Source organism: Proteinivorax tanatarense, assembly GCF_040267685.1.
Classification (GTDB): domain Bacteria; phylum Bacillota; class Proteinivoracia; order Proteinivoracales; family Proteinivoracaceae; genus Proteinivorax; species Proteinivorax tanatarense.
The window spans coordinates 82996-108626 of the sequence record NZ_CP158367.1 but is presented as its reverse complement, the minus strand read 5'-3'; the positions used below and the strand labels follow the sequence as shown (position 1 = coordinate 108626).

At 35.7% G+C, this 25631-nt stretch carries 23 protein-coding genes and 5 tRNA genes; 1 reads left to right on the top strand and 27 read right to left on the bottom strand.

Going from position 1 to position 25631, the window contains the following annotated elements:
* Window positions 1–23: 23 nt before the first annotated feature.
* Window positions 24–941, bottom strand: coding sequence for a quinolinate synthase NadA (nadA, locus tag PRVXT_RS00535; RefSeq protein ID WP_350343760.1), 918 nt, complete (start codon window positions 939–941; stop codon window positions 24–26).
* A 148-nt stretch (window positions 942–1089) separates the two neighbouring features.
* Between nadA and PRVXT_RS00530 the strand changes: the two genes are divergently transcribed.
* A complete protein-coding gene (locus PRVXT_RS00530; protein WP_350343759.1) occupies window positions 1090–2478 on the top strand; it encodes a CPBP family intramembrane glutamic endopeptidase in 1389 nt (462 codons plus the stop codon).
* A 112-nt stretch (window positions 2479–2590) separates the two neighbouring features.
* On the opposite strand, the gene PRVXT_RS00525 is transcribed toward PRVXT_RS00530, so the two are convergent.
* The 26 genes from PRVXT_RS00525 to PRVXT_RS00400 all read right to left on the bottom strand — a co-directional run bounded on the left by PRVXT_RS00525 (window position 2591) and on the right by PRVXT_RS00400 (window position 25571).
* The gene (locus tag PRVXT_RS00525; RefSeq protein ID WP_350343758.1) at window positions 2591–4261 is read right to left on the bottom strand and encodes a formate--tetrahydrofolate ligase; all 1671 of its coding nucleotides are present in this window, start codon (window positions 4259–4261) and stop codon (window positions 2591–2593) included.
* Between the two features lie 83 nt (window positions 4262–4344).
* Window positions 4345–5580 carry an imidazolonepropionase gene (hutI, locus tag PRVXT_RS00520; RefSeq protein ID WP_350343757.1) on the bottom strand — a complete coding sequence of 412 codons (1236 nt, stop codon included), beginning with the start codon at window positions 5578–5580 and terminating at the stop codon, window positions 4345–4347.
* 11 nt (window positions 5581–5591) lie between these two features.
* Window positions 5592–6488 carry a glutamate formimidoyltransferase gene (gene ftcD, locus PRVXT_RS00515; RefSeq protein ID WP_350343756.1) on the bottom strand — a complete coding sequence of 299 codons (897 nt, stop codon included), beginning with the start codon at window positions 6486–6488 and terminating at the stop codon, window positions 5592–5594.
* A gap of 19 nt (window positions 6489–6507) precedes the next feature.
* On the bottom strand, window positions 6508–8154 hold the full coding sequence (hutU, locus tag PRVXT_RS00510; RefSeq protein ID WP_350343755.1) for a urocanate hydratase: 1647 nt from the start codon (window positions 8152–8154) through the stop codon (window positions 6508–6510).
* Window positions 8155–8166: 12 nt separating this feature from the next.
* The gene (gene hutH / locus PRVXT_RS00505; RefSeq protein WP_350343754.1) at window positions 8167–9687 is read right to left on the bottom strand and encodes a histidine ammonia-lyase; all 1521 of its coding nucleotides are present in this window, start codon (window positions 9685–9687) and stop codon (window positions 8167–8169) included.
* A gap of 104 nt (window positions 9688–9791) precedes the next feature.
* Window positions 9792–11693 (bottom strand): ATP-dependent zinc metalloprotease FtsH, encoded by a 1902-nt coding sequence (gene ftsH, locus PRVXT_RS00500; RefSeq protein ID WP_350343753.1) that lies wholly within the window; start codon window positions 11691–11693, stop codon window positions 9792–9794.
* 42 nt (window positions 11694–11735) lie between these two features.
* On the bottom strand, window positions 11736–12290 hold the full coding sequence (gene hpt / locus PRVXT_RS00495) for a hypoxanthine phosphoribosyltransferase (protein ID WP_350343752.1): 555 nt from the start codon (window positions 12288–12290) through the stop codon (window positions 11736–11738).
* Window positions 12291–12292: 2 nt separating this feature from the next.
* Window positions 12293–13651 (bottom strand): tRNA lysidine(34) synthetase TilS, encoded by a 1359-nt coding sequence (gene tilS, locus PRVXT_RS00490; RefSeq protein ID WP_350343751.1) that lies wholly within the window; start codon window positions 13649–13651, stop codon window positions 12293–12295.
* A gap of 102 nt (window positions 13652–13753) precedes the next feature.
* A complete protein-coding gene (locus PRVXT_RS00485; protein WP_350343750.1) occupies window positions 13754–14197 on the bottom strand; it encodes a hypothetical protein in 444 nt (147 codons plus the stop codon).
* Window positions 14198–14309: 112 nt separating this feature from the next.
* Window positions 14310–16688, bottom strand: a complete 2379-nt coding sequence (spoIIE, locus tag PRVXT_RS00480; RefSeq protein WP_350343749.1) for a stage II sporulation protein E — start codon at window positions 16686–16688, stop codon at window positions 14310–14312.
* A gap of 315 nt (window positions 16689–17003) precedes the next feature.
* Window positions 17004–17079 (bottom strand) — tRNA-Val (locus PRVXT_RS00475).
* A 6-nt stretch (window positions 17080–17085) separates the two neighbouring features.
* A tRNA-Glu gene (locus PRVXT_RS00470) sits at window positions 17086–17160 on the bottom strand.
* Window positions 17161–17164: 4 nt separating this feature from the next.
* Window positions 17165–17241: transfer RNA gene (locus PRVXT_RS00465), tRNA-Met, on the bottom strand.
* 55 nt (window positions 17242–17296) lie between these two features.
* Window positions 17297–17372 (bottom strand) — tRNA-Val (locus PRVXT_RS00460).
* Window positions 17373–17378: 6 nt separating this feature from the next.
* Window positions 17379–17455, bottom strand: a tRNA-Met gene (locus PRVXT_RS00455).
* Window positions 17417–18397: a Ppx/GppA phosphatase family protein gene (locus tag PRVXT_RS00450; RefSeq protein ID WP_350345078.1), complete on the bottom strand. Its 981-nt coding sequence runs from the start codon at window positions 18395–18397 to the stop codon at window positions 17417–17419. The genes PRVXT_RS00455 and PRVXT_RS00450 overlap by 39 nt, the downstream gene beginning before the upstream one ends.
* A 19-nt stretch (window positions 18398–18416) precedes the next feature.
* On the bottom strand, window positions 18417–18806 hold the full coding sequence (locus PRVXT_RS00445) for a S1 domain-containing RNA-binding protein (protein WP_350343748.1): 390 nt from the start codon (window positions 18804–18806) through the stop codon (window positions 18417–18419).
* A 72-nt stretch (window positions 18807–18878) separates the two neighbouring features.
* On the bottom strand, window positions 18879–19172 hold the full coding sequence (locus PRVXT_RS00440; protein ID WP_350343747.1) for an FtsB family cell division protein: 294 nt from the start codon (window positions 19170–19172) through the stop codon (window positions 18879–18881).
* Window positions 19173–19222: 50 nt separating this feature from the next.
* Complete coding sequence (gene yabQ / locus PRVXT_RS00435; RefSeq protein ID WP_350343746.1) at window positions 19223–19741, bottom strand: spore cortex biosynthesis protein YabQ; 519 nt, start codon at window positions 19739–19741, stop codon at window positions 19223–19225.
* An 11-nt stretch (window positions 19742–19752) separates the two neighbouring features.
* Window positions 19753–20043: a sporulation protein YabP gene (gene yabP / locus PRVXT_RS00430; RefSeq protein ID WP_350343745.1), complete on the bottom strand. Its 291-nt coding sequence runs from the start codon at window positions 20041–20043 to the stop codon at window positions 19753–19755.
* 74 nt (window positions 20044–20117) lie between these two features.
* Window positions 20118–21122, bottom strand: a complete 1005-nt coding sequence (locus PRVXT_RS00425; RefSeq protein WP_350343744.1) for a SpoIID/LytB domain-containing protein — start codon at window positions 21120–21122, stop codon at window positions 20118–20120.
* A 109-nt stretch (window positions 21123–21231) separates the two neighbouring features.
* On the bottom strand, window positions 21232–21504 hold the full coding sequence (locus tag PRVXT_RS00420) for an HU family DNA-binding protein (RefSeq protein WP_350343743.1): 273 nt from the start codon (window positions 21502–21504) through the stop codon (window positions 21232–21234).
* 113 nt (window positions 21505–21617) lie between these two features.
* The gene (locus PRVXT_RS00415; RefSeq protein WP_350343742.1) at window positions 21618–22253 is read right to left on the bottom strand and encodes a MazG nucleotide pyrophosphohydrolase domain-containing protein; all 636 of its coding nucleotides are present in this window, start codon (window positions 22251–22253) and stop codon (window positions 21618–21620) included.
* Between the two features lie 12 nt (window positions 22254–22265).
* Complete coding sequence (locus PRVXT_RS00410; RefSeq protein ID WP_350343741.1) at window positions 22266–23900, bottom strand: putative polysaccharide biosynthesis protein; 1635 nt, start codon at window positions 23898–23900, stop codon at window positions 22266–22268.
* 106 nt (window positions 23901–24006) lie between these two features.
* Window positions 24007–24552, bottom strand: coding sequence for a stage V sporulation protein T (spoVT, locus tag PRVXT_RS00405; RefSeq protein ID WP_350343740.1), 546 nt, complete (start codon window positions 24550–24552; stop codon window positions 24007–24009).
* 86 nt (window positions 24553–24638) lie between these two features.
* Window positions 24639–25571 (bottom strand): peptidylprolyl isomerase, encoded by a 933-nt coding sequence (locus tag PRVXT_RS00400; protein ID WP_350343739.1) that lies wholly within the window; start codon window positions 25569–25571, stop codon window positions 24639–24641.
* Between the last annotated feature and the right edge of the window lie 60 nt (window positions 25572–25631).

Here is a 25631-nt window from a genome sequence, read left to right as displayed (position 1 = left end):
CTCCCTTTAAGTTAAGGAAAAATTTATTTAACCTGTAGCATTTTATCCAAAGATTTTTTTGCCGCAACCCTTATTTCTTCGGGAACATGTATTTCGGGGGTCAGGGTATTTAAAGATTCATGTACCTTTTCAATCGTATTAGCTTTCATTTGAGCACATATCAATTTTTTGCTAGGGAATACAAAGTTTTTTTCAGGATGCTCTTTTTTTAGTGCTGTTTCTAGTCCTTGCTCTGTCCCAACTATAAATGTTTTGGCATCGCTTTCTCCTGCATACTTTATTATCCCACTTGTACCTGTTACTTTGTCCGCCATTTTTACTATCTCATCAGCACATTCAGGATGAACAACAACCTTAGCATCAGGGCATTCTGCTTTGGCATTTTCTACATCTTCAATAGTTAACCAATTATGAGTATAACAATAACCAGGCCATCTAATAATCGTTTTATCTGTTTGATTTGAAAGGTAATCTCCCATATTCTTATCAGGCAGATAAATAATCTCCTGTTGTGGCAAAGATTGCACTACTTTTAAAACATTGGCTGACGTGCAGCAAATATCGGCATGAGCCTTGACTGCAGCTGTTGTATTAACGTATGCTACAACTGCCGCTTTTGGGTGTTTCTTTTTCATTTCTTTTAATTGCTCAACGTTAGCCATATCAGCCATTGGACAGCCTGCTTCTGGTTCTGGTAATATTACTTTTTTATCCGGCGATAAAATTTTAGCACTTTCCGCCATAAAGTGAACTCCACAAAACACAATAACATCAGCATCTGTTTGCTGTGCCTGTTGACTTAAACCAAAAGAGTCTCCAACAAAGTCAGCGACCTCTTGAATCTCTGGTCTTTGATAATAATGCCCTAATATAATAGCATTTTTTTCTTCCTTTAATCTATGAATTTCCTGTTGGATTTTTTTTATATCTGTAGTCACCATAAAATGCCACCCCTTTTTTATACAGTTTGCAAATTACTTTAATTTTATACTTTACCTCATTAGTTGTCAATTTAATGAAGCATAAGGTTATATATATGTTAAAATAGAATTGTTGTTAAAAGAAACTGGTAAAATAGGAGGACATATTATGTTTAACGCTATTAAAGAGATATATAATAATCCTATCGGGAAAACCTTGATAAACTTAATCTTTGCTATAGTATTTGGAATTTCTACTTTAGTGTATTTTATTTCCTTCTCCGATAGCTTAGGTAGAACCACCGAGGATTACAGAATAAGAAACACCTACTCTTTTGATGAGTGGACAATCAACTTTGACTATCTTACTGTAGATTTCTCTGAAGGGGGTTTTGTAGTTCCTGGTTATCAAAATGATAGAGTAGCTACTTTATTTATATTTGGCGAAGGCGAACTGTCAATGCACCTCCCTGACTCATATAAAAATAAGTCAGGTTTAGATTTTCCTATCACAGATCGGGTGACGGAAATGCTTATACCAATTCACTTTGATGACTATGACCGCCTCAAAAAAGACACTATCTTTTTTGAAGAAGAGGCTCCACTCCCCGATTCATATATACAGGATAGGGTCGACAGCTCTTCTGACTTACTATACCAAGGGAACATATTGGGTTTCAATAAAATCATTCCCCCTACACCAATGACAAATTTGGCAGAACTAACTACAAAAAAACAGGGAACAATCCGCTATTTAGAGGATGAGTATGTAACACTTGAAGGAAGCCAAATTGATAAACTAACGTTTAAACATCCATTTAGAACTCCAAGTTATCCACCAAGTGATGTTAATATTGCTATGCTGGGATATACTATCTTTTTGTTAATGGCATTTGGAGGGTTGATTGGTTTTTTAACTACTGACATTCCAGTTAAAAAGCTTGAAATGCCTTGCTATTTAGATGTAACACCTACTATTCTAAGTATAACAGGGATTACAATATCAACATATATCGCTTATTGGCTATATATGTTTTTCGGCTTAAACCAGTATCTATTACTCATATTGTACCTAATGCCCTTAATCTATATAGGTTACACTATGTTCATAGCAAAGGTTCCAGTTAAGTTTGTCGGAATTACTACTATCAATATATTTAAGTCCCTTATTTTAGCTTTTGTTATTTTTTATGTATGGTTTGTGGTAACCAGTTTGGAGGTCGTTCCTTCCTTCTCCAAATTCTCCATTTACGATAATTTTATAACTCTAGCAATGATTATGTTTGTAAAACAATTGATTTTTAGAGGTTTTATACAAAGTTCTTTAGATTCGTTAATAGGTGGAGCTGGTTCTGTTATTATAACTTCCTTACTCATCTTACCTTTTCCTATAATGGCGCTTTATTTCAACTCTTTAAACACATCTTACTTCATTTATATATTATCATCTTTTTGTTTAATTCTGCTTATCTCTTTTAGTTTTCACAAGACGAAAAACATTGTAACCCCAGCTATATTAACAACTCTAATAGCCTACCTAACCGGGGTTCCCTTTTAACTAGAGTAATAGCTTAATTGTAAAGCACAAGCATTTTTAAAAACATCTCAGCAATGAGAAAGGCTGTCTCATTTAGGAGCAAACTCCTATTTAAGACAGCCTTGTTTATATTTTAGAATAGACCAGATATCTTCCCTTCTTCGTCTATATCCATTCTTGCTGCAGCTGGCACTTTGGGTAATCCTGGCATCGTCATAACTGCCCCGGTTAAAGCAACTAAAAACCCTGCACCAGCAGAAACTTTTATTTCTCGCACTGTAATATCAAACCCCTTTGGCTTGCCCAGCAAACTCGGGTTATCAGATAGCGAGTACTGCGTCTTAGCCATGCAAATTGGCATTTTATCTAAATTTAATTTCTCAAGCTGTTTTATGTTTGATTTTGCTTTAGAGGTAAATTCAACACCATCGGCACCATAGATTTCTTTAGCGATAGCTTCAACTTTTTCCTTAATACTTTTGTTTTCATCATATAATACTTTAAAGTTACTCGGCTTTTCTTCAATGGTTTTTACCACTTTTTCAGCTAAATCTAATCCTCCTTCAGACCCTTTTGCCCAAACGTCGGAAAGAGATACCTCAACACCCATTTCTTTGCATTTGTCAATAACAAAATTTATTTCGTCATCAGTATCAGTTGGAAACTTGTTCACTGCAACTACTAAAGGAACCCCGAACTTTTTAATGTTTTCTATTTGCTTTTCTAGGTTTGATATACCAACCTCCAAAGCTTCTAGATCCTCTTTGCTCAACTGTTCCTTGTCTACGCCTCCATGCATCTTTAACGCTCTAATTGTGGCTACTAACACAACCGCATCTGGCTTTAAGTCTGCAAATCTGCATTTTATATCAAAAAACTTTTCAGCTCCTAGGTCCGCTCCAAAGCCTGCTTCTGTTACCAGGTAATCCGATAACTTAAGACCTAACTGAGTGGCCGTTACACTGTTGCAGCCATGGGCAATATTTGCAAATGGGCCTCCATGAATAAAAGCAGGTGTATTTTCTAACGTTTGTACTAAGTTAGGTTTGATTGCATCTTTTAGTAATAATGCCATAGCTCCGTTTGCCTTTAGCTGTGCTGCAGTGACTGGCTGTTTGTCATATGTGTATCCTACTATTATCTTTCCTAACCTCTCTTTTAAGTCAGTTATATCTTTAGCAAGGCATAATATCGCCATAACCTCTGAGGCTACTGTAATATCAAACCCATCTTCTCTTGGCACGCCTTGAGCACGGCCTCCTAAGCCTATAACTGTATTTCTCAAAGCTCTTTCATTCATATCAATTACTCTTTTTAAAACAATTCTACGTGGGTCAATGTTAAGATCGTTTCCTTTGTGAATATGATTATCCAGCATAGCTGCCAATAGGTTATGTGCAGTTGTTATAGCATGAAGGTCTCCTGTAAAATGAAGGTTTATATCCTCCATAGGCACTACTTGAGCATAGCCACCTCCAGCAGCTCCTCCTTTTACTCCCATACAAGGTCCTAAGGATGGCTCTCTAAGTGCAATCATAGAGTTTTTATCCAGTTTAGATAGTGCTTGGCCTAAGCCTACAGTAGTGGTTGATTTGCCCTCACCTGCTGGTGTGGGATTTATAGCAGTTACTAGTATAAGCTTGCCATCAGGTTTATCCTTTAATCTATCCCAAACTTTTAGTGACACCTTTGCTTTTGTACTTCCATATTGCTCTATTTCTTCTGGTTTTAAACCAATATTTTGAGCAATTTCAGTAATAGGCTTCATTTTCGCTTCTTGCGCAATCTGAATATCAGTTTTCATACTAGACCTCCTATTATATTTGTTTATAGAAGTATTCTACTTTTAAAAAGCTAACTCCTACAATGAACAAAAGTTCACAAATTTTATTTTTCCCAAATTAACTTACCTTTTTTAAACACACTGTAGGTATGGCTGATACCAAACCTGTAAGGAATATAATCTACATTAGGACAGTCAAATACCACAACATCACCTTGTTTACCTTCTTCTATGCTACCAATTTTATCTGCCATTCCTACACTATGAGCTGCATTTATAGTATATGCTGCTAAAGTCTGGGCTGGTGTTAATTTATAATTTAAACAAGCCAATGTCATTATTAATTGAGGATTTTCTGTAGGACAGCTTCCCGGATTAAAGTCTGACGCTAACGCTATGGGAACTTCCTTTTCAATCATAGATTGAGCTGGCGCATACTTATCTGTCATTAAGTTAAAGGATGTCCCCGGTAACAGTACCGCAACAACCCCTTCTTTGGCCATCATCTCCATTCCTTCCTCATCTACACAAAGAAGGTGGTCAGCACTATCTGCACCCAATTTAGCTGCCAATTGCGCTCCTCCTGTAGGAACTATTTCGTCTGCATGAAGCTTTACTTTAAAACCGTGCTTTTTAGCTTCTAACAATATCCTCTCTGATTGTTCAGGAGTAAATACTCCTTCTTCACAAAACACATCACAGTAGGTGGCATACTCTTTAGCCTGTGGCAACATTTCGATTACTTTTTCCACAAACTCTTCAGGATTGTTTTTAAAATCAGTTGGAATGGCATGGGCACCAAGAAACGTAGATACAATATCAATATCAGTTTCCTCTTGTAATTTTTTATTAGTTTTTAGCTGCTTCAGTTCTGTTTCCCAATCCAATCCATACCCACTTTTGCTTTCCACCGTTGTCACACCAAAACTTATCATTCGTTTAAGGTTCTCCATCGATTGCTCAAAGATTTGTTCCTCGGTCGCTAATCTATTTTGCCTAACTGTTTCTAAAATACCCCCACCATTTTTTAATATGTCGATATACGGCATTCCTTCTATTCTCCAAGTATATTCGTTTTCTCTACTTCCGTAATGTGCCAAATGGGTATGAGGATCAACCAGGCCTGGGGTTACAAGCCGACCTTCTACATCATATACTTTTGCATCCTCTGGAATCTCAAATTCACCGTCTTTTCCCACTTTGTCAATCTTGCCATTTGACATTATTAGAGTTCCACCTTCTATAACACCTAACTCTCCAAACTCTTTTCCTTTTTGAGGACCATGGCTGAATCCAGCCATGGTCACAATATTAGCATTTTTTATTACTATTTTTTCCATTTTATCTCACCCTAATCTTGGTATAGTCTATTCTCTAGAATTTGATTTTTTTCAAAATCTTCGATACCCATGTAATATTCTAGTGAGTCTATTAATGCTTCTTGAGGCACTAACCCAATAACTTCAGTGCCTATAACTGAAACGCCCCACCTTTTGGCTTCAGCTTTAATTAATTCTGTCACTCTATATAATGGAGTTTTCTTGTAGTTCACCATATTCATGGAAACTTGAACTATATCTCTTTCTTTTAATTCTACACCCATTGCTTTAACGCTGTGCAGTCCTCCGCCACCCAAACGAACATTTTTTGCTATTTTTTTAGCAATTGATAAGTCGTTGGTATTTAAGTTTACATTAAATGCAATTAGAGGCATCCTTGCTCCTACAGCTGTAGCACCAGACTTTTTGTTAGGTGTATCTGGTCCGAAATCAGCCTTCCATTTATCCTCTTTCATTTTTTCTTCTAGACCTTCATACTCACCTTTTCTTACTTTAGCAAGGTTCTTTCTATGACTTGCACTGGCAGCATTTTCATAGAGAAAAACCGGTATATTAAGTTCATCGCTTATTTTTGCACCTAGCTTTTGAGCAATTTCTACACATTCTTCCATTGTAACATCTTTAATTGGAATAAAAGGGATTACATCGGTAGCACCCATTCGTGGATGTTCACCACTGTGTTTTGTCATGTCAATAAGTTCACTGGCCTTTTTCGCACCCTCAAAGGCTCCATCTAAAATAGATTCTTTGCTTCCTACTAAAGTAACCACTGAGCGATTATGATCAGCATCCAGTGAGTAATCTAGTACTTTCACTCCTTCGACAGCGTTGATTGATTCAACAATCTCTTTTACTACGCTTTCATCTCTTCCTTCACTAAAGTTAGGCACGCATTGAATAATCGACATTTTAAAAAACCTCCCAAGTTTATTTTTTTAACATAGGTATTTTTACCCCATGCTTTATAGCATGATCTACTGCTTTTTGATATCCAGCATCAACATGTCTTACTACGCCCATACCAGGGTCAGTAGTTAGCACTGTTTCTAATCTCTTTTCAGCTTCCTCTGTACCATCAGCAACTACAACCATACCAGCATGCATTGAGTAGCCAATTCCTACTCCTCCACCATGGTGAACTGATACCCAGCTAGCACCAGATACACTGTTAATCAATGCATTAAGTATCGGCCAATCTGCAATTGCATCACTGCCATCCTTCATTCCTTCTGTCTCTCTATTAGGAGATGCAACCGATCCGCAATCTAAGTGGTCCCTACCTATAACAATAGGCCCCTTTACTTTTCCTTCTTTAACAAGCTTGTTAAACGCAAGGCCAAGCTTCGCTCTTTCTCCATATCCTAACCAGCATATTCTTGAAGGCAGGCCTTGAAATTCTACCATTTCAGAAGCCATATCTATCCAGCGAGTAAGTCTTTCCTGCTCAGGAAACATTTCTTTAACTAGCTTATCTGTTTCTTCAATATCCTTGGGATCTCCTGAAAGTGCAACCCATCTGAAAGGCCCTCTACCTTCGCAGAATTGAGGTCTAATATATGCAGGCACAAACCCTGGGAAATCAAATGCATTTTTCACACCATATTCTTTGGCAAACTGCCTGATGTTATTGCCATAATCGAATACAACTGCTCCTTTCTCTTGCATCTTTAACATAGCTTTAACATGGTCAGCCATACTAGATTTTGAAAGGTGAATATACTTTTCAGGGTCTTTTTTCCTTAATTCTTCAGCCTCTTTTAATGTCATATTAGCTGGAACATAACCACCTAGTGGGTCGTGGGCAGAAGTTTGATCTGTTACTACATCAGGGGTTATTCCTTTTTCTATTAACTGGGGATAAATTTCAGCTGCATTGCCAACCAAACCAATTGATAATGGCTCCCCTTTATCTGCAGCTTCCCTTGCCCAGCTTAAACACTCTTCTAGATCATGAGTAATTTTATCACAATACCTTGTGTTAACCCTTCTTTTAATTCTTTCCTCATCAACATCTACAGCTATAGCAACACCATTATTCATAGTAACAGCTAAGGGTTGAGCTCCACCCATTCCTCCAACTCCAGCAGTTAAAACGATCTTACCTGTTAAGTCATTACTAAAGTGTTGTTTTGCTGCTTCTGCAAAGGTTTCATAAGTTCCTTGCAAAATACCTTGGGTGCCGATATAAATCCAACTTCCTGCTGTCATCTGCCCATACATTGTTAACCCTTTTTTCTCTAAATCCCAGAAACTATCCCAGTCAGCCCAAGCTGGAACTAGCAGTGAGTTTGCAATTAGCACTCTTGGTGCAAAGGTGTGAGTTTTAAAAACAGCTACTGGCTTGCCCGATTGTACAAGCATGGTTTCATCGTTTTCTAGGTTTTTTAATGTTGAGACTATTGCCTCAAAAGATTCTAGATTCCTTGCTGCCTTTCCTGTACCACCATAAACTATTAGTTCCTCTGGTTTTTCTGCCACCTCTGAATCAAGGTTGTTTAAAAGCATTCTTAGCACCGCTTCTTGTTGCCAACCTTTACAACTAATTTCTTGTCCTCTAGGAGCTTTAAATTCCATAATAATTCCTCCCTATTTTAATTTTATATTTTTTTCTACCTGCTTTAATACATCATTTTTTAGCAGGTTTGTGAGCTTATTCATATCTATATGAAGTTCTCTATCCTCTTTAAGCATAGGAACCTCATCTCTAGCTATTTGATATACTAATCGGGTAATTTTACTCATTTTACTAGTATCTCTAAAATCAAGAGCTTGTATCGCAGACATTAACTCGATAGCTAAAACGTTATAAGTGTTTTCTACCACCTGTAGCGCTTTTCGAGCTGCAGTGGTACCCATACTAACATGATCCTCTTGATTGGCTGAAGATGGTATAGAGTCAACTGATGCAGGATGGCTTAATACTTTGTTCTCAGAAACTAAGCTGGCAGCTGTATATTGAGGAATCATAAACCCTGAATTTAAACCACCCCGTTCTGTTAAGAAGGCTGGTAATCCACTTAACTGAGGATTTACAAGTCTCTCAATCCTTCTTTCTGATATATTAGCAAGCTCAGAAGTAGCAATTGCTAAAGTATCCAAGGCTATTGCCATAGGCTGTCCATGAAAGTTCCCTCCTGAAATAACTTGATTTTCTTCGGAAAATATCAATGGATTATCAGTAACGGCATTAACTTCATTGGTTACAACATTCTCTACATACTTTATAGCTTCTCTACTTCCACCATGAACCTGAGCAACACACCTTAGTGTATAAGGATCTTGTACCCTTAACTGACCTTGTTTAGTAACTAAGTGGCTATCCTTTAGTATACCTCTTATATTTTCAGCACTTTCTTCTTGACCTTTATGTTTTCTTATTTTAGCTACTTTTTCGTCAAACGCATCAATTATTCCTTCATAAGCCTCTAAAGTCATAGCGGCAATAATATCAGCTAATTTTTTAATTTGATTGGTGTGATGAATAGCCAATACTCCACAGCTGGTCATAGCCTGTGTTCCGTTAATCAAAGCTAAGCCTTCTTTAGCCCTTAGTTTTATTGGGGAGAGGCCTACTTTGTTTAAAGCCTCCAATCCTTCTAGCAACTCTTCATTTACATATGCTTTTCCTTTACCCAGTAACACCAATGCCATATGTGCCAAAGGAACTAGGTCACCACTGGCCCCTAAAGATCCTTGTGAAGGGATATATGGTGTCACTCCCCTATTAAGCATTTCTATCAGCAAATTTAATGTGTCGAAATGAATACCTGAGTAACCACTTGATAGTGAGTTAGCTCTGAGAAGCATCATCCCCCTTACTACTTCTCTACTAAATGGTTTCCCCACTCCACAAGCATGGCTAACTATTAAGTTATGCTGAAGAGTGCCGGTGTCTTGCTGTTGGATAAATGTGTCGCTAAACTTTCCAAACCCTGTAGTTATTCCATAAACAACTTTTTCATCCTTAATTAACTGGTCAACATATTCCCTACTTTTATTAACTTGTTCTTTACCTTGTTGAGATAGCTCAACTTTTTTGTTGCCTAAAACTACTGCAATTACGTCTTCAATCATCAGAGATTGTCCATCTAGTTTTACTTTTTCCAATATTCTTTCCTCCTTTAGCGTAGTCAAGAGCGAAAAAAAGGAAGGCAGTATTTCACAAAAATGAAATAACTGCCCTCCTTTCCTAGAGACTTTTTATTTTTATTTTAATTATTTTGACTATCTTTACTATCCTCAGATTTATCTTTACTATCCTCAGTTTTATCTTTACTATCCTCAGATTCGTCTATTCTGCTCTCAGATTTGACCTCATTGCCATCCATAAGAGCATTAAACGCATCTACATTTATGGTTTCTTGCTCCAGTAGTGCATCAGATAAAGCATCAAGCCTATCTCTTTTTTCAGTTAAAATTTCAACAGCTCTCTGATAGCCGCTATTAACTATGTCTTTGGTTTCTTTATCTATAGCAGATGCCACTTCTTCACTATAATCTCTATCGCGGCTTATATCCCTACCTAAGAATACTTGATCTTGTTTTTGACCAAAAGTGAGAGGACCTAGCTTATCACTCATACCGTATTCCATAATTAGCTTTCTTGTAAGAGAACTAACCCTTTCAATATCATTTTGAGCTCCTGTACTTATTTCACCCAAAACTAAATCTTCAGCTACTCTTCCTCCTAGCAACACCGAAATTTTAGCCATAATTTCAGATCTAGTAAGTAAAAATCTATCTTCTTTTGGCAAGGATAGGGTATACCCACCTGCACGCCCCCTTGGCACGATTGTCACTTTATGAACAGGGTCTGCATGCTCTAAAAAGTGACTGACAACAGCGTGACCAGCTTCATGATAGGCCAATATTTTTCTTTCAGTTTCATTCATAACTCTAGATTTCTTTTCTGGTCCCGCTATAACTCGGTCGATAGCATTTTCTAAATCATCCATAGAAATTTCTTTGCTATCACGTCTAGCTGCCAGTAAAGCACCCTCATTTACTAAGTTTTCCAAGTCTGCTCCAGTAAAGCCTGGTGTGCGCCTTGCTAGCACTTCTAGCTTAACACTCTCATCTAACGGCTTTCCTGCAGAGTGTACTTTCAAAATTTGCTCCCTACCTTTTACATCAGGAGAATCTACAGTTACTTGTCTATCAAATCTTCCAGGTCTTAACAGGGCATTATCTAAAATATCAGGTCTATTGGTAGCTGCCATTACAATGATTCCTTCGTTGGGACCAAAACCGTCCATCTCAACTAGCAGTTGGTTAAGTGTCTGTTCCCTTTCATCATGACCACCACCAAGGCCTGCTCCCCTTTGTCTTCCAACAGCATCAATTTCATCTATGAATATAATGCAGGGAGAGTTTTTCTTAGCATTTTCAAATAAATCTCTAACCCTTGAAGCCCCAACACCTACAAACATTTCAACAAAGTCAGATCCACTTATGCTGAAAAAAGGCACTCCCGCTTCTCCAGCTACAGCTTTAGCAAGTAAAGTTTTACCTGTCCCTGGAGGGCCAAATAATAACACTCCTTTTGGAATCCTAGCACCTAAATCATTGAACTTCTTAGGTTCTTTTAAAAATTGAACTACCTCTTCTAAATCTTCCTTTGCTTCTTCTACTCCAGCTACATCTTTAAAAGTTACGTCCTTGTCGGAGGAATCATGAAGCTTTGCTTTACTTTTACCAAAGTTCATCACTCTACTTCCTCCACCTTGGGACTGTTGCATGAAAAAGAAGAATATCGCCATTAGCAAAATAAAAGGAAGAACCCATGTTAACATTTGTAAAATAATGCTTGGACCTTCAGGTTCTGTAACATTAATATCTACTTGCTGAGCTACTAAAGAGTCAACCACTTCATTTAGCTTTTCCTCTGTAGGAACTAATGTTATAAACTCTCTTTCTTCTTCTCCTGCAAAAGTGCCTTGTATCCTTCTTTCTTGGATTGTTACAGAAGCACCAACTTGCTCTTGTTCAATGAGATTCAAAAACTCCCTATACCCTATTTCTTCTGGAGGCTCTCCCAGGGGAATTCCTCCTTGAAATAATGCAATACCTATCAAAAAAATTAATACATAAATCGTTATCTTTCTATGATTCATTTCTTTCCTCCTCTCAAAATATTAAATCCTGCCTCAAGTACATTAGGAGGATTGCATTTTGTCTACATACTCTTGTTTTGGAATAAATACATATGGGACATTGCGAAACATTTGCATAAAATCCAACCCATACCCTACCACAAAATGATTTTCTATAGAAAAACCACAATATTCAGGCGTTAAGTCTACGGTTCTTCGCTTTGGCTTATCTAAAAGAGTGCACACCTTTAAGGAAGCTGGCTTTCTAGTTTTAAGGTTCCCTAATAGATATTTCAAAGTCAAACCGCTATCTATTATATCTTCTACTATCAATACATCTTTTCCTTCTATAGATGTATCTAAATCTTTTAATATTTTTACAACCCCTGATGAGACAGTAGAATCTCCATATGACGAAACTGCTATAAAGTCCATTTTTAAGGGGAGATCTATTTTTTTTGAAAGATCACTCATAAATAAAATGCCACCTTTTAATACACAAACTAACAAAAGGTCTTTTCCTTTATAGTCTTTAGTAATTTGCTTCCCTAGTTCCTCTACTTTTTCAGCTATATCTTTCTCTGAAAAAAGAACTCTATCAATAGCACCTTCTACCATTATTATTGTTCCTCCATTTCATTTATATATATATATAATTTGTTATTACATTCCTTATTTGCCTTATACTTTCCATTTGTTCTTTCTCCAAGAATAGCTAGCACATTATCATCAGCATCTACTAGTATTGGTATTATATCCCTTATGATTTGGGGAATCTTTTCATCTATCATAAAATCTTTAACTTTTTTTCTTCCCCCATCCTCCTTCAAAAAAAAATAATCCCCTGCTTTTCTTGCCCTTATAAATAAAGGCCACTTTATAAAGTTAGCATTTATTAAGTGAGCTGCCTTTCCTTGGGCTTTATTTAAAGATATTTTTATTTTCTTGTTATTTAAAGGTATTTCGATATTCTCATTTTTTATTTTTATATCACCTAAAGATTCAGGTAAATTCTCATCTTTAAACAATGATATATATTGCCCCCATCTAACTGCAGTGACTTTGTTGGGTAACTGTAGCATCGAAGCTCGCTGTAGCATAACAAGTTCTTTTAATTTATGTATATGGTTACTGCTAAAATCTTGAACCTGCCCTAATAACTTTTCTAAAGCTGCTACAAGCACCCAACCCCATAAAGCTTCGTGCTCTTTCCTTATTGTGGAAGCTTTTAAGTTGACTGGGAAAATATGGTGATCAGTTTGGGCATCTTGAAAGATTTTTTCACTCTGCATCTTAAAGTATTCACCTTCTCGCTGCCACTGCTTACTGTTCTCAGTGATTACATTTTTTATATGAGTGCCAACCTGCTTTTCCAAATATGGTATAATCTCTATCCTAAATTTATTTCTCTTATACTTTGTACCCTTATTGCTTTCGTCAGTTATATAAGGTAAGTTGTTCCTACTTAAGTATTGAAAGATATCTTCTTTAGTATGTTCTAACAGCGGCCGAACTAAAGTAATTCCCTCATACTCATTAACTGATCTAATTCCACCTAATCCCCATAAACTAGCTCCCCTAAAAAAATTCATCATAATAGTTTCAAGTTGATCATCTTTATGCTGTCCTAGGGCAACTATTCTACTAGAAGTTTTATAACAAACATCTTTTAAAAAATCAAATCGTTCTTTTCTTGCATTATCCTGAACAGATCCATTTTGTTTAACAAATCTTTTTTCAATAGTATAAGGCAAATCTAGTTTTTCCGCAACATTTTTTACAAACAGACTATCTTTAACCGCTTCTTCTCGTAAGCCGTGGTCTAAATGGGCGATATGTAAACACAGGTTATATTCATGCTTTAAAGTATATAGTAAATTTATTAAAGCTACTGAGTCAGGTCCGCCAGAAACAGCTACCACAATATTTTTATTAGATATATTGTTACTCAACAAAAACTTCTTTGTAGTTTCTAACATTAATTCTACTCCTTTTGAAAGCTTAACCTCTATTATATAAGATAATTTATGTTAAATAAAGATTTATTTAATAGTTTCTTATTTTTATTTTTTGAACTGAAACTAGTGAACTATTATTTCTCCTGTGTAAACATTAGGTATATAATAACACAGGTCTTTAACTCCAGAATTTCCAAACTCCACCTTGTTAAATCCTTTTACTATATGTTCAAATTTTGTAAATGGAAGTGCAACTTTTAATGGATTCTCTTTTTCTCCTCTATAAGCTATACTCCATAAGTTTTTAGGATATGTTTGATGACCACGCTTAACTTTATCCAGCAATTTTTTCACCTTAACAAATATACTTTTATTAAACGTATCTCCGTGTAAAAGTAATATATTTTTATTTTTACTCCAGCTAGCTTTTTCCTGCCCTATGTAAACAGTGGACATAGATTTCAAACACACACACTGCACTAAAATATCCTTCCGCATACTTTGTAAACTTTCAACCGTTGCTATATCAACTTCTTGACACAACATTAGTAACCTCTTATTAAACATACAAATCCCCCTTAGGAATAACTCTTTTAATTAATTTATTATTCCTAAGGGGGTGTCTTTTATTCTATTCTTTTAAAGATAAGAACTTTCTTACCGATTGCATGAGAGATTATCAAACGACCCATCTTCCCATGAAAGCTTTAGGTTCATTGTTGCTAATTTTTATTACTGCTACTGACATATCATCGGTATCTACTCCTTTTAGCTTGGTCTTGCTTTTGTTTAGTATTAACTCTGCCAACCTATTGGCATTAACCTTACCGTTAATATTCTTTAAAAGACTTTTAAGCCACCTGTCTTCCCCCTCTTTTGTTAGCCCGGTGAACAGTCCGTCACTCATCATCACTAAAAAATCTCCCTCTCTTAAATAGCTTACGGTAGTATTAGAATCTACCTCCTCTACCACGCCGATAGGCAGGTCATTTCCTTCAATAATTTCCACTTCAGTCTCTCTCTTTATATAAGACGACACCGCACCATTTTTATACATCTTTGCTTTACCTGTATATAGATCAAGCACAGCTATGTCCAAAGTTCCAAAAGATTCACTTTCTCCTCTAAGTGCTAATATAGAGTTTACGGATTTTATAGCTTTTTCCGGCTCAAACCCTATAAGCATAAGCTTTTTAATTAAGCCTATTATTCTTTTGCTTTCTTTTTCAGCTTCTTCACCCTTGCCCATCCCATCACTTAAAATTAACACATGTTTACCGTTATTCAAAGAAAAATCTAAAAATGAATCACCACACTTTTCTTTTAAATCATTACTTTTTTGGGCCAGTGAAACTGACATTGTATATTTTTTTTGAGGTATATAGGACACCTTGCATTTTGAGCTTCCTTGTTGAATACATTGGTTTTTTACTATTGTCATAGGCAAACTAAAGTTTTTCTGTATAGTGTCATAAATGTTTTTCTGGCAAAACTTTTCACATCCGGAGCAGCCATTTAAAGAAACATGCACTTCTGGCCTATTTATTTCTGTTCCTAAAACCTTTATCTCAGTACATTCAAATTCTTCATCCTCTAACTGCTCAAATATCCCTTCCTCTATTTGACTTCTCGGTCCGACATCTAGGTTTATGTCGAGGGCCAATTGCTCCATTACTTTAGCTACACCTTCAAGCTGATTAGCCACCATACCTCTGCTCTCGTTAAATTTTGATTTCCATTTGTGATTTATTTCAAACAGTTTATAGATGTTAACTGTAGCATCTACAAGCCTACTTTTGTTTTTACAATTCACTAAAATTTCTGACTTGCAATTATTTAAGTCTTCTATTCCCCCTTCAGTAGCTTCAATAAGAGAAAAAAACTGCCTATATGTGGAATTAAACCTGTCTTTCCAGCATCTATTATATCTATCACAATCTTTGCAAACTCTTTCACATATACCTTCCATAATTTCAGTTATCTCTTCTTGATTATTGTGATATGTTGATGCAGCAGTGTTATTAAACCCTGAAGACAGTTCTTTAAAAACAGAAGAAAATTGGTAAATCTTTTTTATCGCTGCATCCTTTATTTGTTCCTGTTCAAACTTTTTACTAGCCTGTTTAGTCGAATATATTTTATTTATCCAGCTAACTGGAGTCACAGCAAATAACATTATAGCTATTAAACCCTCTCCCATAAAAAAACTCAAATCAAAGAAATCGATTGTATAAATCATCATAGTAAAAGTCCCACAAATAAACCCAAATATTATCCCAAACTTTTTCCATTGAGTTAACATTCCTGTAGTTAAACCAACAAAACCATAATATGCAATATAATAAATAACGTAGGGATTGCTAAAGTTTGATAACAGACCCAGTATCAAACCTAAAGAGGCCACTTTGTAAAGATCTACTTTTAGTGCAGCTAATAATAGCATGTACTTTGAAACAATATTTAAAGCACTTAAATTTTCAAATAAATATACATTCGCTAGCGCGCTTAAGGCAATAGAACATAATATGACGGCACATACCTTTTGCTCTATAGATAAACTATTTATGTCGTGCTGTCTATAAGATACTATCCCTTGTTTGAATATATAAGCAGCTGCTAGGCCCATAGTTATTTGTAAACATAACACCATTAAATCAAAGGATATTATCTGGGAACCAAATAAGATTGGTGAGTAACAAAAAGTAATTAGTAGCGGCAGTGACAAATATGTAATGTATTCTTTATTTGAGTACTTTTTCCTTATAATCCAAATTCCAATCCCGGAAATGGCTGTTAAAAAAACCGTCATACTACCTGACACTACCTCAGATAATAGCACTAATAAAAGTACACTAGGAAAATTAGCCATAGGCACTACGGCGAAAAAGGGAAGTACAAAAGGAGCTACCCCTTTTAAAATAAAAACTTGAGATAAAAGAACTGCCGTTATATTCAGCATAATAGACTCTTTGTTTAAATATTTTTTTAAATATGCCATATATTCCCGCTGGTTACTCCCTTCAACATCTGCCCAACGATAGGTTTCCTTGTTAATCATATTAACACCCCTTCAAATAAAATTGGTATCACTATTATAAACCACTATTTTTGCAAAGGGTGTCATAACATGGAGTACATAAAAAAAATATATCGACAATTACTATTAGTTTTTTAGCCTCCTTTTCTTATTTTGACACATTGCTTCTTTATTCACTGTCAAACCTCCATGTTTTGTGAGGGTTATGGTAAAATCTTTTTCTAACTTTTATTAGCAAGTTTTATTCAAAAACTCATATCTATAGATCCCCTATATTCAATCACCAAAACACAAACAATAAAAAAACACACCAATAAAGGTGTGTTGCTTTTTAAATGGTGGGCGAAACAGGGCTCGAACCTGTGACCCCCTGCTTGTAAGGCAGGTGCTCTCCCAACTGAGCTATTCGCCCGAAATATGGTGACCCCTAGGGGACTCGAACCCCTGTTACCGCCGTGAAAGGGCGGTGTCTTAACCGCTTGACCAAGGGGCCATTTTGGTTGCGGGGGCAGGATTTGAACCTACGACCTCCGGGTTATGAGCCCGACGAGCTGCCTGACTGCTCCACCCCGCGACGACAAGTACTATTATAATATAGTCTGTGTTGTTTGTCAACACTTATTTGTTTTTGGTGGGCGAAACAGGGCTCGAACCTGTGACCCCCTGCTTGTAAGGCAGGTGCTCTCCCAACTGAGCTATTCGCCCGATCTTTGGTTGCGGGGGCAGGATTTGAACCTACGACCTCCGGGTTATGAGCCCGACGAGCTGCCTGACTGCTCCACCCCGCGACAATTTTCTTTGATAAATCCTTGACGTAAATCGCCATTAGTCACTAATAACACATTATACCCTAATCCCTGGGTTATTGTCAAGAGTATATTTGCTCCTGCAACAATTATCTCAGCTCTATCTTTGTGAGCACCTAGGATTTTCTGACGCTCTAATATATTAACATTTTCTAATTTGGTTGTCAATTCTTTTAGCCAAGAAATAGGCATTTTTATATTTACAATTTTCTCCTCTTGATGCGCTTGATGTTGAACGCCTTTAAAAATAGCGGCCAAAGAAAATGCCGTTCCTCCAACTGCTACTAGTGGTAAGTTTCTAACCTCTATGTCAGTTTTCGTTTTAATATAATCTAAGTCTTGTTTAAGTTTTGCTTTTAAAAGTTTAAGTTCCCTTTGCTGTGGAGGGTCTGACTTTATAAATTGATTTGTGTATCTAACAGCTCCTATTTTATAACTATTCCCTTTTATACCTTCTTTATTTTTATAGCAAAGTTCCAAGCTGCCTCCTCCTAAATCTAACATAATAAACTTTTCTATATTAAGTCCAATAGCAGCTCCTTTAAAGCTTAACTCTGCTTCTTTTTCTCCTGAAATTATGGAGCATTCTATGCCCATTTTGTTAACTTCTGCTATAAATATATCACCATTACTAGCTTCACGAACAGCGCTTGTAGCAAAAGCATATATTTTTTTTGCCCCAAGCTTTAAGCTTTTCTCTTTATATTTTTCAATGCCCTGAAGAGAGTTTAGAATTTTTTTCTCATCCAATAGATTAGCACTGTTACTCTGACCTAATTTTGCAACAAATCTATCCGAATAAACTGTTTTTATATCTCCATCTTTTATTTTAGCAACTAGTAGTCTTATAGAGTTACTGCCTATGTCTATTACTGATATCAATAAACCCAACCTCCTAATAATATAAGGGGTTAAAAAAAGCATCTTTTTATAAAAAGATGCTTTAAGCTCCTCTTCCACCTCTTTTTGATTCAACACTTCTTTTTAGAATTTGTTGCCTTTCATCGCTATCTTTTAAAAACTTAGATAGCTTATCTTCAAAAGACGGACCAGAAGATTTCTTTGGTTTGGGCTTCGCCTTTTCCTTAGGTTTTGGATTAGGACTTGCCTGTCTAATTGAAAGTCCTATCTTCCCTTTCTCGTCGACAGAAATAACTTTAACTTTTACCTCTTGATCTACCTTTAGAAAGTTATTAATATCTTTTACATATGTGTCCGCCACTTCTGAAATATGGACTAAACCAGTTTCACCTTCAGGAAGCTTTACAAACGCTCCAAAGTTAGTTATACCAGTTACCGTCCCTGTAACAATGTTACCTGCTTCTAATGACATTATACAAAAATTCCTCCCCTAATATATATATGCTTTCATTATACTTAATTAAACCAGCAATGTCAATTTGCCTTAATCATCAGGAAATATATATACTTCTTCTCCCTCTCCTACCAAGCCTAAGTTTTTTCTAGCTATCATCTCAATATAGTTATAATCATTATATAGTTCAAGCTTTTGTTGAAGCTCTTCACCTTCGTCAGTTAATTTTTCTATTTCTTCAAGAATTTGTGCTTTTTCTTCTTCTAATTTCCACATAGTAGTCTGCTGGCTTATTAAGGTAATTACAACATAGACCGCAAAAACTATAAAAATCCACTTTCTTATTTTGCCACCCTTTGTCTTGACCTTTTTTATTTTTGCCATAACCATAACTCCTATCATTTGATTTCCTCAATAATATACTTTCTGTATCTTTATCTTTTTCTCCTGCTTATTTTTTGATTTATTTTTTCTACTAGTTTAATAGACTTTACTTTTTGACTTACAAAAGAATATATCAATCGAAAAGGAAAAATGATAGGCCAAAAAATTATACTAATTACTCTAAGAAAAAATTTTATTATAAACCCTATGATATTACGTATAACCCTAAAGAAATCCTTTATTATCTTCCATGATTGACACAAAACTTGCTCCGTCTTTATCAGTATTTTAATAAATAACTTGCTTAATATAGATAAATAAAAAACCAGACCTGCAAATATACTAATAAATATATATACCCGCAGCTGCCCCCAGTTACTTAATAACAGGACACAAAAAGCTACAACAGTAACTATCAACCAAAAAACACCATCTGTTAAGTACAGTTCCCGCCCTTTCCAACCTAGTCTCCCTTTTAAAAATCTATAGATGTCATAAAGCATTCCTAATATAACACCAAGGACCAACATAACTAAAAATATATAACCTTGTATGATTAAGCTATTCATCTATTCACCTCTCACCTAAACAATTTGTCAAATACCCCTTTCTTTTTTCCTTCATAGCTGGCTTCCCCTGAGTATGCAATCTCGTATATGACCCCTTCTACTGATACTTTGCCAGATTCAATACTTAGCTGCTTAATACTAAGCTCCTCTCCTCTTATAGCTAAAAGATTACCCTTTTGAGTTATAAGCACGATTTCTTCTTCATTAAAGCTTTCAACATCGTCAATACCCGTTAACTCAAGTTCTTCTTGATTTACTAGAACTAGTTTATGATGTTTGATATCTTCCTTTTCAATAATCAAAATAAATCCCTCCTTTTTTCTCTTTATATCAATTATGACTATAAAGCTTTTTTTATAACAAAAAACTTTGGGAGCTAGTCCCAAAGTTTTTGTATGCTGACGTCCTTAAAGTAATAATCTACTATATCTTCAGCACTTTTTTCATCGTTTCTTGCAAAAATATAAGCACCCCACTGGCACATTCCTACCCCATGACCATAACCTCTACCAGTAAAAGTTACTTGATTTCCTTCAACTGTTATATTGTCTATAACTGTAGCCCTAAGCTCTGTACTTCCAAGATTGATTCTTAATTCAGCTGCATTGACCTCTACTTCGCCTACCTGTAATTTTATAGCTCTACCTTCTGACTCTTCTATAACATCAATACTTTCAAACTGTCCAGGATCTTCTCCAGTTATTTCTTGAACAGCCCCCCTCACTTGTTCTGTGCTAAAACTTTCTTCAAATTCTCTTTCGTCTTCATCTATTTCTTCATAACATGGACAATCTACTCTGTGAATATATGGGGGCTCCTCATCTGCATAGTTGAGTCCTTCTTTAGCAGTAGCTGTGGTGCCACCACAGTAGGCATGAAACCATGCCCTTATAAACTGTCCACCGTATACTGCTACCTCGCCCCTTGTTCTCTCTACAGCGGCTTGTACGTTTTCATTTACAGCCTCTCTGTCATAAGCTTGGAATTCTTGAATATCAGTGGAAGCATGAGCGTCCCTATCAGGCAGGCCTCCCTCTGCTTCAATTTTTTGTAATGTAAAAGTTCTAGCAATTATAGCCTGAGCTGCTAAGGCTTCTTCATCCCATTCCGGTCTCATCTCCGCTGCGACTACACCTTCAATATATTCCTCCATTGACATGTTTTCTACTGTATTCTCTTCATGCATATAAACATCCAACGTGGGTTCCTGTCCCTCTTCGGCTTCTAAAACTTCAGGCAATACAGCTTCCTGCTCTGGCTCTTCAGGATCAGGTATAGGATCGGCTTCCTCTGGTCGTTGTAAAATCCTACAACCTGCCAAAGCCAAAAACATTATTGATAAAGTTATAACTAAAAAAAACACTTTTAAATATTTAGTCATTATTTAAAGTTAATCCTCCCTTTTATTTTTTATTATTTGTTTAGAGAGGATAAAAAATACTTTTGAAACATTAACATATAAAAAAGATTGGGCATCAGCCCAATCTTTTTTATTTAACTGTATCTTTGAATGCTTTACCAGCTTTAAAAGCAGGTACTTTAGTAGCTGGAATTTGAATAGTTTCTCCAGTACTTGGATTTCTGCCTTCTCTAGCAGCTCTTTCTCTCGCTTCAAATGTTCCAAAACCGATAAGCTGCACTTTGTCACCTGCACTTACAGCTTCGATAATAGTTTCAAGCATCGCATTGACAGCTTTTTCACTATCCTTTTTTGTTAAACCACTTTTTTCAGCTACACCTTGGATTAATTCAGTTTTGTTCACAGAACATTACCTCCTGGTTAATATAAATTTCATACTACCTATTCTCGATTATTCCCGTAATTCCTGCAAAAATAAAGGATTTTTTAAAAAAGTTTGGCTAAAAGTCCTATTTTTTATGATTTTTGCTGATTTGAGAGTAAATTTTTTACAGTTTCTTCTATAATATGGTTAAAGTTATGACCATTTACTTTGCACAGGTAAATCATAATAAGTGTTAAATTCATGAGATCTTTTTTATCTTTTATGTTGTTTATTGGAACGGAATCAGATAATTTAAGAGTTTTCAAAGCTTCTAATTTCCCTTTTCCAAAATCGGTTTTAAAAAACTTATCTACTTTTAACGTTGCGGGCAATCCTTCCAAAACCACAGATTTTTTGTTTTCTTTTTGTTTCTGTTTTTTCCATATCAACTCTACTTCCTGTTCAGAAATAGTTTTGTTATTATCATTGCTAAATACATGTGGATGCCTAAAAATAAGTTTCTCCTTAATTCTTTTTGCACAGCTGTTAAAATCAAACTCTTCATTCTCTTTTGCTATTTGACAGTGAAGAACTACCTGTAATAATAAGTCTCCCAACTCTTCTTCAATTTTATTCATGTCATCTGTCAAAATTGCATCCTTAACTTCATAGCTTTCTTCTATAACATAGTCAATTAAGCTGTTATGAGTCTGCTTTTTATCCCAGGGACACCCATTTTCACTACGCAACACTTCCACTACATCAAGAAGCTTGTTTATTTCTGACACGCCTCTCCCTCCTTATCTAAGCAAGTTAAACTTTTTTAGGTATGGTATAACTTTTTTCCCTATTAAAGGAATCTCTTCTATTTCTCTTTGTGTTATCGCTCCAAAGAGCAACAGTAAAAAACCATAAGCGATTACTCCTATTGATACAGCACTGAGAGTTTCAACTGTAACTTGTAGCCTGATATGCACATTGCTTATAAAAGCAAATATCTCAGTGGAAACTAAAATATTGTAGGTTCCCCAAACCACTGCTCCCATTAAACCACTTGTAATAAGAGGCTTATATATATATTCTTTTATAGTAACTTTAAAGCCTATAACTTTATAAATCATATATAAGTTTAAACTAGAAGAAACCAAGTAGCATATTACTGTTGCTATGGCAGGGCCTCTTATGTTAAATTCTGGAATTGCTGTTAAGGTATAGTTAAGTATTATTTTTAAAAAAGCACCTATAAAAAGATTAGTGACGGGTATATAAGTTTTCCCTGCCCCCTGCAAAATTGCTCCTGTAGTTTGATGTAGGGTTAAAAAAATGACACTAAAGCAAACTATTGATAGTGATATAGCTACATCAGCGGTATTGAAAAGCATCAACCCCAGTGGCTCCGCCAACACAAAAAGTCCAATAGCTGATGGCAACCCTAGTAATAACGTCAATCTTATTGCAATTCCAGTTCTACTTTTAACTAGTGTGCTGTTTTTATAGGAGTTAGCTTCAGAAATGGAAGGTACTAAACTTTTTGCCATAGCTGTTGTAAAAAGAGTTGGGACGTTAACCAACACCATAGCTGCTCCAGTGAACACACCGTATAAAGCTGCCGACTCTGGCTCCGTAAAGCCCGCTTCGACTAATCGACGTGGGATTAACAGCGAGTCTATTAAGTGGATTATAGGAAGAACCATGCTAGCAACGCTAATTGGTAGAGCTAATACTATTATTTGCCGCAACACATCCCTATTTCTATATTTAACCACAAGATTTCTTGACGGAGCTTCAGCAAAGCTTTTTCTATGTTTGTAAAGAAAGTAAAGCATTACACACAAAGCGCCAAACATACCCATAACCGCTCCAAAAGTAGCTCCTGCTGCACCATATTCTACGCCCATAGGCACAAAAACAATAGCTAAAATAAAAATAGTCATAACCCTAACTACCTGCTCTACTACTTGGGATAAGGCAGTAGGTATCATGTTTTGATGCCCTTGAAAAAATCCCCTAAAAGCTGACATAAGTACAGCCAAAAAAATAGCCGGTGATATACTTTTAAGTGAGTATACAGCTTTGGGAGTTTTTAAAATGTTATTAGCATAATACTCTGCACCTAAAAATAAAGCCACGGAAAAAATAAAGCCTGTGACTAGTAAAAGAGTTGTCGCTACCCTTAAAACTTGTGCTGCTCCTTTAGGATCTTTTTGGGTAACTCTTTCGGATACAAGCTTTGAAATGGCGATAGGAATTCCCGCTGTAGAAATGGCAATAAGGGAAGAATAAACCGGGTATGCCATTTGAAAATATCCTATCCCCTCTTCCCCTAGTATTTCAAATAGCGGGATTCTATAAACCGCCCCTAAGATTTTAGCAAATAATCCCGCAGAGGCTAAAATTGCAGTGCCTTTAACAAACGAAGCATTATTTTTACTCAATTCTTTCCTCTCCTAATTAGTAAAAAATTTTCCATTAAACATAATTATACACAAGTTTTCAACATTTATGTAGATAAATAAAAAAGGGGTGGCGACAGCCACCCTTTTAAGCCATTTGTTTTGCAAGAAAACTTGCAGCAACCTCAGCCATTTTTGCTTCTATCTCTTTAAATGAAATATTCTCTTCTTTGCTACAGATTATAACAGAACCTATAGGATCTCCATTTGCAATGATTGGTGCTACTAATTGATCTGAAAAATTAATATTATCATCCTCTAAAACTTTTAGTCCTTTATCTAATCCAGTATTTGTTTTAACCGTTCTTCTTTCTTCCATAGCACGTTCAACGGCATCTCCAACACTTTTATTCATGAACTCTTTTTTAGAACCACCTGATATAGATATAATTGCATCTCTATCAGAAATAGCACAAATATGTCCTAAAGATTCAAACAAAGACTCAGAATATTCTTTAGCGAAATCACCTAGTTCTCCGATTGGCGAATATTTTTTCAATATTACTTCTCCATCTCGGTCAACAAATATTTCTAAAGGATCCCCTTCTCTGATTTTTAATGTACGTCTAATTTCTTTAGGAATTACTACTCTGCCTAAATCGTCAATTCTTCTTACAATGCCTGTGGCCTTCAAGTTGTTCCCTCCTCTTTAAGTCTAGTCTAATGCTAGTATTTATCATAAAGAGGGACTTTATTCATTTTTTACCACTACATTGAAATTTAGTCATTTAATCTATTTTCTACATTTACTTCTTTTTTAAGACTATTTATAAACTCAGTTTCTGCCTCCTCAGCCCTTTGTTGCATTATGTGATTTGTAATTTGATTTTTAACTTCAGCATCTAGTTCTCTAGTATAGCCTTTTTCTTCATCTAAAACTTTTATAATATGCCAACCAAAACTAGATTCCACTGGTTCACTTAATGTACCTACTTCAATGGAAAAAGCAGCATCAGCAAACCCTTCATCTAAACCCTCAGACCCAATAACTCCCAAATCTCCACCATCTTCACCGCTGGGACAATCAGAAAATTCCTTTGCCAACTCATCAAAATCCTCGTCTCTATCTGTAATCCTTTTGCGTATTGTATCTGCTTGCCCTTGACTATCAACTAAAATATGCTTTATATGACGCTTATCGCCTTCTTTAAAAGATTCTTTATTGTCATCATAAAACTCTTCTATTTCTTCTTTTGTTACCATTTCAAGCTCTTTCTCTTTTTCTGACCTTAACATCTCTATAGTAGTAATCCTTTCCATTACCTCTTTAAAATCAGATTGAGTAAGCTCGTGTTCTTCTAATTTTCTAATAAAATTTGCTTCGGTCTCATATACTTGATTTATTAGTCTATCTACTAGCATATCATACCTTTGCTCCACATCTTCTTTATCAGGCTCTAATCCTTGATTAACGGCTTCTCTATACAATAACTCCTCTTCAATTAACTGATCTAAAAAGTCTGATTTAAACTCATCAGGCAAGGTTTGTTGACCCAGTACTTTGTAGCGTAAAGCTATCTCTCTATCTAGGTCTTCTCTAGTGATCTCTATATCATCAATAACAGCTACAACATTTGATTCTCCTACACATCCAGTAAACACAAGCAACATTGCTATCAGCATAGCTAAAGCTAACCCTTTTTGTTTTAACATTAAACCACTCCCCTATCTTAGTTGTTTTAATTTTACCAAAGTAGTAAAGGTTAAACAAGC